The 14,240-nt window shown below is 43.1% G+C and carries 8 protein-coding genes; 1 reads left to right on the top strand and 7 read right to left on the bottom strand.

Translation table 11 applies throughout. The annotated features are described in order from the left end of the window. Positions 1-364 precede the first annotated feature (364 nt). From BLR93_RS15330 to BLR93_RS15300, 7 genes are all read right to left on the bottom strand, one after another. Positions 365-3,385, bottom strand: a complete 3,021-nt coding sequence (locus BLR93_RS15330; protein WP_093216431.1) for a glycoside hydrolase family 3 protein — start codon at positions 3,383-3,385, stop codon at positions 365-367. A 297-nt stretch (positions 3,386-3,682) separates the two neighbouring features. After that, positions 3,683-5,995 (bottom strand): alpha-xylosidase, encoded by a 2,313-nt coding sequence (gene yicI / locus BLR93_RS15325; RefSeq protein WP_093216428.1) that lies wholly within the window; start codon positions 5,993-5,995, stop codon positions 3,683-3,685. Positions 5,996-6,026: 31 nt separating this feature from the next. Next, on the bottom strand, positions 6,027-6,845 hold the full coding sequence (locus BLR93_RS15320; RefSeq protein ID WP_093216426.1) for a carbohydrate ABC transporter permease: 819 nt from the start codon (positions 6,843-6,845) through the stop codon (positions 6,027-6,029). Between the two features lie 2 nt (positions 6,846-6,847). Further along, positions 6,848-7,735 (bottom strand): carbohydrate ABC transporter permease, encoded by an 888-nt coding sequence (locus BLR93_RS15315; protein ID WP_093216423.1) that lies wholly within the window; start codon positions 7,733-7,735, stop codon positions 6,848-6,850. Positions 7,736-7,806: 71 nt separating this feature from the next. Then, positions 7,807-9,069, bottom strand: a complete 1,263-nt coding sequence (locus BLR93_RS15310) for an ABC transporter substrate-binding protein (protein ID WP_093216420.1) — start codon at positions 9,067-9,069, stop codon at positions 7,807-7,809. Between the two features lie 131 nt (positions 9,070-9,200). Next, positions 9,201-11,198: a glycoside hydrolase family 31 protein gene (locus BLR93_RS15305; RefSeq protein ID WP_093216418.1), complete on the bottom strand. Its 1,998-nt coding sequence runs from the start codon at positions 11,196-11,198 to the stop codon at positions 9,201-9,203. Positions 11,199-11,244: 46 nt separating this feature from the next. Beyond that, complete coding sequence (locus BLR93_RS15300; protein ID WP_093216415.1) at positions 11,245-12,480, bottom strand: ABC transporter substrate-binding protein; 1,236 nt, start codon at positions 12,478-12,480, stop codon at positions 11,245-11,247. A 240-nt stretch (positions 12,481-12,720) separates the two neighbouring features. Between BLR93_RS15300 and BLR93_RS15295 the strand changes: the two genes are divergently transcribed. Continuing rightward, the gene (locus BLR93_RS15295) at positions 12,721-13,614 is read left to right on the top strand and encodes an AraC family transcriptional regulator (RefSeq protein WP_093216413.1); all 894 of its coding nucleotides are present in this window, start codon (positions 12,721-12,723) and stop codon (positions 13,612-13,614) included. Positions 13,615-14,240 lie beyond the last annotated feature (626 nt).

Below are 14,240 nucleotides of genomic sequence, written 5' to 3'. Positions count from 1 at the left end.
CTACCCGTTTAATAGTACTCCTAATACCACATTGTAGCCACCATTATATTCTGCTAGTCTATTTATCACCCACTTTTCTATTTGGGCATACTTATCAGTAATATCATCTCTTTTAGCCTTAACATCCACAAAATAATGACCGAGAAAACAAAGTTGGAAATCGGATACAATGATAAGGCCCTTTTCACGATACGGAATCAAGCAATGGATAAGCTTATCATAAGCCTGGGCGGGCTGTTGTTCTCGGAGTTTTCCAAGGAAACCGAGAAAATCAATTAGCAATATAATAGTTTGTAAACTGAGTAGTATGAAAGCAAATGAAAAAAAAAGCCTGATCATTCATAGATCAGGCTTTTCATTCAGCTTATTTCAGTTGGAACGCGTCGAACGTGAAATTACCTTTAAAAGTTAGATAAACATCATGTTTTCCAGCTAATTTCCTTACATCCGTTGTTACTGTTTCCCAATTCTGCAATCCACCGGTAGCTGGAACATTAACAGTACCTGCCAGCTTACCGCTTTGCGGATCATCAAGTCGTAATTCAATCGTGCCGCCGTTTTCCTGACTCGCAACACGTACCTTCAATTCGGAAATGCCCTTAGGGAATTTAACATTTTCAAAGGCAAGCCAATCCCCTGTATCAATCTCCCCTATGGCATAGGATTCGGATGTTGATTCTTCAACGAGTTTAACACCGCTGTAATTATCGTAGTTTTCTGCTTTTGTTTCTTTGGTAAGATCTCTAGTTGGTACTTTTTCTCCATCGACCTTAAGCGTTCCTTTCAGTTCAATGTCATCGGAAGATCTGCCAACCATGATATCGAATGTGCCGGATTCCACTACATACTTATCCCGCGATACATCCCAAAAAGCAAGCTCGCTGGCGGGTAAAGTAAACGTAACGGTTTTGGTTTGATTAGGCTTGAGATGAATCCGCTCGAAACCTTTCAACTCTTCTATTGGCCGTTTTACGCTTGCTTTTTTGTCATGTACATATAGTTGGGCAACTTCATCACTGGCCATGGTTGCGGTATTTGTAATATCGGCACGAACGGTTACTTCGCCATCATCTTCTATATGATGGGAGCTTAAACGTAAATTACTATATTCAAAGTCGGTGTAAGTAAGTCCGTGACCAAATGGATATAGCGGTTCCCCATCAAAATATTGATAGGTTCTCTCTCCTTTGATAATGTCATACTCCATTATATCTGCCAGCTGATCGACACTTTCATACCAGGTTTGATTCAATCTGCCGGCGGGGGCATAATCGCCAAATAAAGCATCAGCGATCGCATTCCCTTCTTCCTGGCCGCCATGGGCTGAATAAAGAATCGCTTTTACATTAGGGTTACTTTCAATTTCCGGCATCGCCATCGGGTAACTGGAAACTAAAACAACGATTGTATTTTCGTTCACCGCTGCTACCTTATTAATTAATTCTTTTTGCGATGGGGGTAAGATAATATCTTCCCGGTCAATTGTTTCACGGGAGTTCAATAATGTTTGGTCACCAACAACAACGATGGCTGCTTCTGCTTCCTGCGCCGTCTTTTGGGCCTCCTCTTCTCCATCCACTACGACGATCTGGTCAAATTTTTCCGTGTCACCAGTGATCGATTGTTTGGTTGCTGTTAATTTATGAGGTGTCTCTTCTCCGACTGTGACATATCTTCCGCCTTCAAGCCCTGTGTCCCAATGGCCTGTTTGATAGTTATAAAGCGCAAATGTTCCATCCGCCTGCTTTTCATAATTGTAGTTTTGATAAGTGAACCAGTCTTGTGTCCCTGGTTTATCTTCCTGACGGCCCGGGGATGTTTCATTGTTTACGACATCACTGGAACCATTTTTATTTGCCACATACATATCGTTCGCATGCGCCCGCAACAGATACTGATCCCATCCAAAATCATATAAGGAAAATGTTTCATTTACACCAATACTATCTGAATTTGCCGTCAAGTTAACATCTCCCTCTGGGGAGGCAGTCACATATTTATTTGTTGCTTTTGATTTTAATGCAATTTGATTAACACCTCGTGAAAAGGCAACCTGTTCCTCGGTAACTTTAGATTTGACACCTTCCAGCGTAGAAACCGTATATGGAAGCGTACCGCTGTAAAAATCATTAAATACCTGGTCAGCCAGTGGCCCAATCACGGCAACTTTCCCTTCCACATCCTTGTTTAGCGGAAGCGCCTGTTCTTGATTTTTAAGTAATACCAGTTGTTCCTGGGCCGTTTCCAATGCCAGCTGCTGATGTTCTTCGCTGTTAATGACGCTTTCATCGATATCTGCGTATAGATCTAACTCTGGTCCATCAAACTCACCTGTTCGGAATCGTACCGATAAAATATTTCGGACGGCTTCGTCAATATCTGCCTCTGTCAGAAGGTCCTGTGCTAAAGCATCATGGATCCATCCTGTTACAATCTCTGCATTATCATCCTGGTCGGTAAAACTGTCCACTCCAGCTTTAATTGACAAGGCAGCAGCTTCAGCATAGGTGTCGACATAATGATGATCGTTAACCATGCCGGAGATATCGCCAGCATCACTCACAACGAAGAAATCATCCGCCCATTCATCTTTGACTACATCGTTTATTAGCGGGCTTAGGTTTGCCGGCTTACCATTAATCGCATTATAAGCAGGCATCATAGATAATGCTGCGCCAGATTCAATCGCGTATTGAAACGACTTTAACTGATATTCATATAGATTTCTCGGATCAAGACTTGAAGAACTAGCCCCGCGATTTTCTTCATTGTTATACCCCAGAAAATGCTTTAAAGTGGGAATCGTTTTAACGTAAAAAGAGTCTTTTCCCTTTAGTCCAATAGAATAAGCTGTTGATATTTGGCCGGTTAGATACGGATCTTCTCCGAAGCCCTCTTCATTTCTACCGGCTCGTGGATCACGCTGCAAGTCTACTACAGGAGCCCACACCGATAATCCTACATCTTCGGGATATTTTTTATGAAATGCCCTGACTTCATCACCAACCGCGGACCCAACATCCTCAATCAGCGATTTATTCCACGTATTAGCAAGACCGGTTGCCTGCGGAAATACCGTAGCATTTCCCAACCAAGAGACACCGTGTAACGCTTCTGTACCAGTCCGGAAAGATTCTATTCCCAATCGAGGGATCGCCGGCTGATACTGATGTAATAGCGATACTTTTTCATCAAGTGTAAGCCTTGATAGAAGATCATCTACTCTTTCTCCCAATGATAGGTTTGGATTCTGAAAAGGATAATCATAGTTTTGGTCTGCCGCATGGACTATATCCGTACTTGTTGCCGGAACTCCTTGCATACTCAGGACAAGAATTAGTAACATACTAAAGCTTATTTTCAAACTTCTTTTCACTATTTTCATATACACATCCTCCACTCCCAGTAATAAGTTTTCGAAATGCCGATGGGCCACCTAAAAAACGCTTTCATTTTTGGTTAACATCATTACCTTTCATGAACCACCTCCGTAATTGGCAGATACTTTTCCTGTCTGTACTAAATAGAAAGTCATGAATATATAACAAACCACCGTTTCCATTCTCTCTTTGCAGAAACGTTTTTTAGAAAAAGGCTTCTATGTGCATGAAACGGTGGTCTGATATTTTTGCTGTTATCTATTTTGGTCTGTCTCCTACTAACAGAAACTTAGATTCATTGCTTACAGATTTATTACTACTTCCTGTGAATCTTCCAGGTGGATGTGGACGTATTCCGATCGCTTTTTTCGTTCTCCTGCTGAAACAGAATCTATCGTGGCTATTCCTTTCAGGACAATCGAATAGGATAGCTGCTTCATATCTGTTTGGATGGTAATTTTCTTCCCGTTACGGACTGCCTCGATATTCCCTTTGTAGTTACCATTTGCATCTGTCACTTGAGCTTCTGCCTTTTTCCCGTCTTTTAGTTGGTAAATCGCAAAGGTTACATCCTCCGCATAGTTATAATCGGACCGGTCACTTCTATTGCCCATCGGCAGGATGGTATTTTCCTTAACGAAAAGCGGAAGGCTTAGATAGTCATAGTTTTCCTGGTTCCATGAACCTCCTTCGACTACTTCATCTGTCAGTAAATGTGTCCATTTGCCATCAGGCAAGTAACAGGATCCTATCCCATCCTCGTTGAAAATTGGAGCAACCAACAAGGAGTCTCCCAGCATATATTGCTGATCCAATACATGGCTGTTACGATCATGCGGAAACTCTAACAGCATCGGCCGCATGACCGGGACACCTGTCTGATGGTTTTCTACAGCTTTAGCAAAAAGATACGGCATCAGTTGATTTTTTAACTCTGAGAAAGTTTTGGTCACTTCCACCGCTTCCTCATCGAACAACCATGGCACCCGATAGGACTTACTTCCGTGTAAACGACTATGGCTGGATAAAAGCCCGAATGCCGTCCATCGTTTAAATAAGTCTGGAGTTGCTGTATTTTCGAAGCCGCCAATGTCATGACTCCAATAGCCAAACCCGGATAGCGCCAACGATAATCCACCACGAAGGCTTTCTGCCATCGATTCATACGTGGCATCACAGTCACCGCCCCAGTGGACAGGGAACTGTTGGCCGCCAGCAGTGGCTGAGCGGGCAAAGACGACTGCCTCGCCTTCTCCTTTTTCTTGTTTCAGCAAATCAAAGACGACTTTGTTGAATTGGTAAGCATAGTAATTATGCATCCGCTGCGGATCGGAACCATCAAAGTAAGCAACATCGGTCGGTATTCTCTCACCGAAATCTGTTTTGAAGGTATCCACACCCATATCCAACAGCGCCTTTAATTTGCCGGCATACCACTGACAAGCTTCCGGATTGGTGAAATCAACAATCCCCATTCCTGCCTGCCATAAATCCCATTGCCAGACATCGCCATTGGCTTTTTTAATCAAATAACCTTTGGCAGCCGCTTCATCAAATAATGCCGATTTTTCAGCGATATAAGGGTTAATCCATACCGATATGTTTAAACCTTTCGCTTTCAATCGTTTCAGCATTGCTTCCGGTTCCGGAAAAGCATCCCTGTCCCACTCAAAATTGCACCATTCAAATTCTTTCATCCAAAAACAATCGAAATGAAAAACTCTTAGCGGAATGTCCCGTTCGGCCATACCGTCTACAAAGTGGTTCACCGTTTCTTCGTTATAATCGGTTGTAAAGGAAGTTGTCAGCCATAAACCGAAAGACCATGCCGGGGGCAGCGCTGGCTTGCCGGTTAACGCCGTATAATGGCTTAACGTCTGTTTCGGTGTCGGTCCGTTAATCATGTAATAATCCAGCACTTCCCCTTCGACACTAAACTGGCTCTTGGAAACGACTTCGGATCCTAATTCGAAACTTACCTTTTCCGGATGATTGACAAAAACCCCATAACCGCGATTACTTAAGTAAAAGGGAATATTTTTATAGGATTGCTCAGAGCTTGTGCCGCCGTCTTTATTCCATGTGTCTACAACTTGGCCGTTTTTTACAAACGGAGTGAACCGCTCCCCAAGTCCGTATAAATCCTCTCCGACATTCAGATTTAATTGGGCACGCATATAACTCTCTTTATCAGGGCCTTGAATCCAGGCAATGCCTTTCGAATCGATATGGGTTAACTTTTGTTCCTCGTTTAAAAACTCAATCTTAAAAGGGCTGCGTTGTATCTTCACTTGTAATTGACCACTGGAAACAATTACTTCCTCTTGCTTCGTTTCCGTTTGCAGTGGCTTTGAAGCACTCGTTACGTCAAAGGCAGGACTTCTATCAATGCCGCCTTTATGATGCCAAGCTTTCACCCGAATAACGTTTTCGATCGGTGAAGTTAATTGAATGGTAAGAGAGGGAATATTCAGCGTATCTCCTCTATGATTGATTTCCTTACAAGGGGCAAAAAGGGTTACCATTTCATCCGCTATCTTTATATCACGGATGGTTCTTGGAAAGTTAATGTCATATCCTTCTTTTGTAAGCCAAAATCCATTTGTAAACTTCATTGTATTCTACACTCCTAACAACTATTTTCCACTATTTAATCGACCCGCTGACCAACCCTTTAACAAGTTGTTTTTGCAGGATAATAAATATCACAATAACTGGTAACACAGATACAGTCGCAAACGCCATCAGGTCATTCCACTCAATCCCGTATCGGCCAATCGCGTTGTATATGCCTGCCGTTAATGGCCATAAATCCTGGTTTCTATTAAATGTCATACTAAAAATCAAATCTCCCCATGAAAAGAAGAAGGAAATAGCGCCACACACAACGATACTCGGGTAAGAAATGGGAACGATCACTCTGATAAATGTTTTGAAGCGGCCACATCCATCAATACTTGCTGCTTCTTCCAGTTCCTTAGGAATACCAAGAAAAAAGGTCCGTAAAATCAGCACGGAAAATGGTACCCCTAACGTTGCACACGTAAGGACTGGCCCCCAATAGGTATTTAGTAAATGAAAATTATTAAATACGATGAACAACGGCGTCAAAATTACTGTTGCCGGCAGCATTTGGGTGACAAGGAACAATAGAATCATCGGGTTTTTCCCTCTCACATTAAACCTAGCCAAGCCATAAGCAGAAGGAACTGCTAACACTAATACCAGAATCGTTGCTAAACCGGCGATCATAAAACTGTTCAAAAAATACTGGCCAACATTGTCTTTAAAAATATCTATAAAACTCGTAAGTTGGAAATCTTTCGGCCAAAATGTTGGCGTGGATTGAAATATTTCGGATTGGCTTTTAAAAGCAGTAATGATCATCCAATACACCGGGAATAAAAAGATCAAAACAAAAACAATCCCTAATATGTTTAACGCCCATTCTTTTCTTCTACTCATCTTTACGCCTCCTCATCTTTGTTAATCATGATCAGGTAAATGACACTGACAATAAGTAAAATGAAAAATAGAATATTTGCCGCTGCAGCCCCTATACTGAATTCAAATTCATTAAAGGAAAGTCTGTAGGCAATGGTGGATAATACTTCGGTCGAGTTAATCGGTCCGCCGCCTGTCATGACAAAGACTAAATCAAACACTTTGAATGTATAAATGAATCCCAGCATCAGTACGACTAGAAGTACTGGACGTAATAAAGGGATGGTAATCCGTGTTAGCTTTTGGAACCAATTGGCTCCGTCGAGGCTGGCACTTTCATAGACATCCTCCGGCAAATTACTCAAACCAGTTGATAACAATAGCATGTTAAATGGAATACCAACCCAAATATTTGCGATAATCACACTCCATAGCGCTATATCAGGATTAGATAGCCATTGAATCGGGTCATCGATAAAACCGATAGACATTAACATTTGGTTAAAAATACCTTCTCCAGAACCCATCATAAATTTATAAAGCAGGGCAGTAATGGTTAGCGGAATTAACCAGCTAATCATGACAACCCCTCGCAGGAAGGATGCCAAGCGGAATTTCATGCTAAAGAACATCGCAAGTAAAAAACCGATGACGACTTGAAAGATTACGCTTCCTAATGTGTAGACAATCGTGTTCCAAACGGAAATTCCAAACCCATCTTCCTGGGCTAAAGCTTTATAATTGTCAAAGCCCACGAAATGCTTATCGCCAGATGCTAAACTACTAAGGTCAACATCCTGGAAGCTTAGGATAATGTTGTAAATGAGTGGATATCCAATTAGCAGCAGCATAAAAATCACTGCTGGGTAGATAAATAGATATTCTCCCCACCGATTAGGGAACTTTTTCATACGTATGTCTCCTTTTTTCCCTATTTTAAATTCCGATTAAAATGGAAAGCCCCTTCTTACAGGGGCTTTTTTTATTGCTCAGAAATCGTTTCGCTAACGGACTCTGCCGCCTTGTTCAATGCTTCTTCAGGAGATTTCGACCCCGTTAAGGATTCTTGAACTGCTATTTGAATCGATTCGGAAATTTCCGGCCATTGCGGAGATGGTCCTCTTGGAACGGCTCCATCCATAATCGGCACGAAGCCACTCAAATACGGGTCTTCCGTCCAATGATCCGAGTTTTCCAACACATCTTTTCTTGCCGGGAAAACGCCCGTTTCGTACGTAAATGTCTCGTGACGGTCAGGCTCCAGGAACCAGGTTAAGAAATCAAAAGCGCCATCGACGTTTCCGTCTTTGATGATGGTCAAGTTCTCCCCGCCTAAGACGGAAGCAAATTGTTCATCCTTCGGAATCTGGCTGATAGAGAAATTCATGTCCGGGCTTTCCTCTTTCAGGCGTTCAATATTCCAGGGGCCATTGACCATCATCGCCAATTTTCCTGCGGCAAATTGTCTTGCCAGATCATCCTGGGTTGCATTGACCACATCGCTGCCCATCGATCCTTCCTCAATCATGTCTGTAACAAGCGTCATCGCTTCGACTGCACCGTCCGAATCAAGGGAATCATAATCGGCTCCAGCAGAACGGAGGAAAGGATAGAATTGAAAAGCCCCTTCTTCCGATTTAACGGCAGAGATAGCAAATCCTTTCGTATCACCGTTTGTCAAAACCTTTGCGTCAGCTTTCAATTCGTCCCAAGTAGTTGGCGGCTCTTCGATGCCAGCTTCCTTCAGTAAATCTTCATTATAAAAAAGTCCAAGTGCATTACTGCCAACAGGCAATCCGTAGTACTTGCCGTCATATGTGGCCGATTCCACGGGACCTTCGTAGAAGTTATCGATTTGTCCCCACTCTTCTACTTTTGATGTAATGTCTGCTAAAACCCCTTGCTCGGCAAAGGCTGCATTATCGACAACATCCATGAGAGCCATATCTGGCAGCGTACCACCAGCCACCCCAACGGATAATTGTTTTTTTACGTCTGCAAACGGGACATATTCTCCTTCCACTTGATACGTATCCTGGGAATCATTATACTCATCGATTAAGTTTAAAAATTGATCCTGCTGGTTCCCTGTGTAGTGGAACCAGATTGTAACGTCCTTCGAAGCTTCTGCTGAATCTCCATTGCTAGCTTGCTGATCATCTGTAATAGAAGTCCCGCCACTGCAAGCTGACAATACAAGTAATATTGAAAAGACGACGAATAGAAAACTACTAATCTTTTTCACTATTTTTCCTCCTAAATTGAAACCATTTTTTTAATAATTCCGCTTCGTTCATGAAAATATAAACACTTTATTGAGTGACCATCAGTTACTATAAAACTATTTATTTTGCCCAAGCCATTTAAGAGGTAACCTTATAATGGCAGGTTCACGTCTCCTCTTACAAAAAGCGGAATAGAATCCAGCGGGGTCTGGCAAGTAATGCGCTGTCCGCCTTCAAATACTTGGCCGCTATTTGCATCCTTCCATGTTTCCCCTTGAGGTAGATAAACCGATCGGCTTTCCATGCCTTCCTGCAATACAGGAGCCACTAGCAGGTGAGGCCCGAACATATAGGCATCTTCCACATTCCAGGCCTCCTGGTCTTCCGGGAAGTCATAAAACAATGGACGCATCGGCGGCGTCCCTTTTTCGTGTGCCGCTTTCATCAATTCAGTTATATACGGTCGCAATCGCTCGCGAATCCACATGTATTTTTTAAAAATCTCGTAAGCTTCTTCCCCGTAACTCCAAACTTCATTGTCAGCACCGCTCGGGCATAACCCGCCCCCGCTTTCTCCAAGCGGTTCCTGGTGCGGTTCGCGGTCGCCATGCAAACGGAAAACGGGGCAAAAAACACCGTATTGGAACCAGCGGATGATACATTCTTTAAACGCAGGGTCGTCCGGGTGGCCGCCATGAAATCCGCCGATATCCGTAGTCCACCACGGGATGCCTGCCAATCCCATATTCAACCCAATGGCAAACTGGTTTCTTAAGGAAGCGAAACTGGAATCAATGTCTCCTGACCACACCAGCGCCCCATAACGCTGACTGCCGGCCCAGGCACAACGGACGAGATTGACCACGTTTTCCTGGCCTTCCGCTGTCATGCCGTCGTAAAAAGCTTTCGAAAACATCGTTGGGTAAATATTTCCGACCTGGACATTCGGCCCGATGTGATAGCGGAAATTGTCAAAATCATACACGTTGTATTCTGGTTCGGCTTCATCAAGCCAGAAAATTTTGATACCGTAGTCATAATAGTTTTGTTTCGCTTTGTTCCAGACATAATCTCTTGCCCCAGGATGGGTGGTGTCAAAATAGAGCGTGTTACCCAGAAAGTCATGGTTAATACGGATGCCGCGATCCGTCCTGGTTAAATAACCTTTTTGCAGCATTTCCTGATAGTTTTCGCTCTGCTTATCAACCGTTGGCCAAATCGAAACCATCAGTTCGATTCCCATGTCTTTCAGTTCCTTGACCATCGCTTCCGGATCCGGCCAGTAGTCCTTATCAAATCGCCAATCCCCTTGTTTCGGCCAATGGAAGTAATCGATAACAATCACGGAAATCGGCAGACCGCGGCGCTTATATTCGCGAGCTACCTCCAACAACTCCTCCTGTGTCTGATAGCGCAGTTTGCATTGCCAGAAGCCCATTCCATAATCAGGCATCATTGGCACGGTTCCTGTTGCTTTTGCATAGGCTTCCTCTATCTCGGCAGGATGATCTCCGGCGGTGATCCAATAATCGAGTTGTTTGGTCGCATTGGCCTGCCATTCTGTAACATTTTTACCGAACGTCACCCGGCCAACCGCGGGATTATTCCAAAGAAATCCATAGCCCAGACTGGAAAGCGCAAAAGGAACGGTTGCCTGTGAGTTCCTTTGGGCAAGTTCCAGCGTACAGTTTTTCAAATCCAATATCGGCTGCTGATATTGTCCCATCCCGTAAAGCTTTTCTTCCGGGTTGGATTCAAATCTTAATGTCAATTGGTAATCCCCGCCCAAGTGGGGCTGAAACTCACGTGCATCAATTTTCAACGCACTGCAGAACGCTTTAATATTCTTGCGGTTGCGGACGTACTCTTCCAGCAGTATCTCATTCTTTTGGTTATAGAAAGTAAGTTTTCCTGCACTTGTCAGCTCGGCTCTGATTTTGCCATTTTGCACGACTGCTTTTTCTTCGCCGATCGTAATCTCGGCTGTTCCCTCTTCCGGTTCAAGCAGGGCCCAATCTTGCTGCTCCATTTCCGCATTGAATGTCGAGCGGACACGCAAGCTGTTTTCTCCCCATGGTTCAATCCAGAGTTTTTCGCTATCGTATTCTCTTATTAGTCGGTTGCCTTCCTTTCTGAATACATCATTCATTCAATCACGCCTCCACGTCTAAACCTATTTCGATTTCTGTGATGATTTATTCTAACTCATTAACCTTTGCTGCAGCATCTTCCAGCGCAGCTTCCACTGATTTCGAATCTGTCAGGGACTCCTGGATGGCAATTTGGATTGCTTCCGAAATCTTAGGCCAGTCCGGTGACGGGCCGCGCGCTTCTGCCGCTTCCATAATCGGGATAAAGGCTTTTAAATACTCATCGTTTTTCCAATAATCCGATTCATTCAGCACATCTTGTCTTGGCGGGAAATAGCCTGTGCTCCTCGTAAAGCCCTCGATTTGTTCTGGGGCTAACAGCCACGTTAGAAATTCCCACGACGCGTCTACATTCGCTTCTTTGGTAATTTCAATATTGTCCCCGCCAAGCACGGAGGAAACCTTTTGATCTTTCGGAATCGGCACAATGCCAAAGTCCATATCCGGATTCGCTTCTTTCAATCTTTCAATCATCCACGGCCCATTGACCATCATTGCTAATTGCTCTGCTGAGAACTTCGTAGCAAGGTCATCCTGGGTGGAGCTGAGAATGTCCTCGCTCATCGACCCAGCTTCCAGCATGTCTTTGATAAGCGATAACGCTTTGTTCGCTTCTTTAGAAGCTAAATGCTGATAATCTCCTCCGGCTGAATAAAGAAATGGATAAAACTGAAAGGTAGCTTCTTCTGATTTCACCGCAGATATGCCCAGCCCTTTGCGCTCATCCGTCGTCAGCTCGGCTGCTGCTTCCTTCAGCTCCTTCCATGTTTCAGGGGGCGCTATTCCTGCTTCCTCGAAAATACCTTTATTATAAAACAAACCTAAAGCATTACTCGTCAACGGCATGCCGTAATGTTTCTCCTCATAGACGGTCGATTGAAGCGGAGATTGTAAAAAATTCTCGGTTTCTTGCCAACTCTCCACCTTTTCGGTAATATCGGCTAGCACGCCCATTGATGCTAAAGCCGCGTTGTCGACGGTATCAGAAATAATAATATCAGGGAGGTTCCCTCCAGCTGACCCGATTGATAATTGCTTCTTAATATCACTAAAAGGCACATATTCACTTTTTACATGCACATCTTCCTGTGATTGATTAAATTCATCCAACAGTTCATTCAAGTATTCTTCCGATCCGGTGTAATAGTGCCACAAAAGGATTTCCTGCTTACCATCTGTGGTTCCCGTGCCAGATTCTTCTGTAATGCTTGAACCGCCGCTGCACGCTGCTAATCCTAAGACAACGAACAAACAAAAAGACAATAATAACCCTTTCTTCAACAACAACACCCCTTTGTTTCGTTTAGTATTGCGGTACTCCAAAGATTCTCCCATTCTCTCTACTCTGCACGGACATTTACATAATGAATAAAAAATAAAACCAGATTGAACTTCATCAAATGGGAAAAGAGAAAGCCTAATTAAAATAATAATGATTTTAGAAAGCGTTTTCTTTATTAATTCTCGCAATTTGTAACACAATTCTGATATATTGGGATATATATAAGGGGGAGAGCTATCGTGGATAAAAACCGATTGATGGAAGACAGAGACCATGGCGATCCAATGTTTCCTTTAAGAACATACACAGAGGACAAGCTTGATGCTAATGGGGTTATCTTTGGATTGCACTGGCATTATGAAATGGAATTCACTTTGCTGGAGAAGGGACCGGCTATTTTTCAAATTGGTTCATCAAGCGTCATTCTTCAACCAGGGGAGGCTGTTTTAATCCCGAGCGGCCAGCTCCATGCAGCATATCCTTACCAACAGAACTGTTTTCAGATTACTGCTATTGTCTTTCATTTAAATTTCCTTCGCAGCTTTGCGTATGATAATATCGAGACCAATTATTTAGACCGTTTAAAACAACTTGAGACGTCCCACCCGCTTATAATTAAACCCGAAACTGATTGGGAAACTTCTATTTTACATATGCTTTCCCGTATTATTCGCTACGAGCAAAACAAGCCACCTGCCTATGAGCTAGCAATCAAAGGATCGTTATTTGAAGTGATGGCAGAATGGCTGGGAAATTACAAAATTCCCGATAAAGTGGTTCATAACGAAAAAACAGATCAAATAAAAAAAGTACTGCTATATATCGAAGCCCACTATCAGGAAAAAATCAGAATCAAAGATTTAGCCGCCCTTGTGCAAATGAGTGAAGGGCATTTCAATCGTTTCTTTAAATCCCTCGTTCGTATGACGCCCATTGAATATATCAATACAGTACGCATTAATTATGCAGCCAAGCTACTGCGAGAAAGCAATCGTAAAATCTTGACCATAGCGTTGGATGTCGGTTTTGACAATCAAAGCTATTTCATCCGTACCTTTAAGCGCTATAAGAACTGTACACCGTCACAGTATAGAAAAGTGAAAGAACCGGCAGAAGAGCCGATAGGGTTTTAAAGCAGGTAGGCTCTAATCTTATATCAGATAAAAACCAATCACTTTTATTAGATAGACTTTTTTAGTTGGCGCCGTCTACCCATGTGCACAGTTTTCCAACAGCAAAAAAGTCGATTTCCCTTGTTCAGAAATCGACTTTTTATAATTGTTTTCAGTAATTCAGCTTACCTCCAGACGCCTGGTCAAACTCTACATTTTGAGCCACATTTTCAGGCATTCGCAAAAGGGTTTTCCTTTCTTCTTCGATGGAAATTTTTGTTAAAATATCGATCTATCTGGGCATCGTTGACAATACTTCTCCATTTATTTTCTTGCCTTTTAGGTCAATTGCACGAGATTTACTCTTCCGTCCTTGGGAGAAGAGATGGCGGTCATGACCTTCACACACCAGCCGATACATTGACGGCACGGTTATTAATAGACAGAATCAGAATGCCAGATTTGGGTCGTTAGTCCCATTCCTACCTATAAACACAGAGTACTAAAACTTCCGTCAAGCCTGCATAAAATCCCGTATAGTCCCATTCCTACCTATAAACACAGAGTACTAAAACCAACCCAGTAAGCTCCAGGACCCTCCGCAAGTCTCATTACTACCTATAAACACAGAGTACTAAAACCGTCAT

This window comes from Sediminibacillus albus, assembly GCF_900101125.1.
In the GTDB taxonomy this organism is placed as follows: domain Bacteria; phylum Bacillota; class Bacilli; order Bacillales; family Amphibacillaceae; genus Sediminibacillus; species Sediminibacillus albus.
Note: the sequence above shows the minus strand (reverse complement) of the source record. Positions and strands in the feature narration are given on the sequence as shown.

Excerpts from the sequence above, each read along its gene's own strand:
- BLR93_RS15330 (WP_093216431.1), bottom strand. The coding sequence starts at position 3,385 with ATGAAAATAGTGAAAAGAAGTTTGAAAATAAGCTTTAGTATGTTACTA.
- yicI (WP_093216428.1), bottom strand. The coding sequence starts at position 5,995 with ATGAAGTTTACAAATGGATTTTGGCTTACAAAAGAAGGATATGACATT.
- BLR93_RS15315 (WP_093216423.1), bottom strand. The coding sequence starts at position 7,735 with ATGAAAAAGTTCCCTAATCGGTGGGGAGAATATCTATTTATCTACCCA.
- BLR93_RS15320 (WP_093216426.1), bottom strand. The coding sequence starts at position 6,845 with ATGAGTAGAAGAAAAGAATGGGCGTTAAACATATTAGGGATTGTTTTT.
- BLR93_RS15305 (WP_093216418.1), bottom strand. The coding sequence starts at position 11,198 with ATGAATGATGTATTCAGAAAGGAAGGCAACCGACTAATAAGAGAATAC.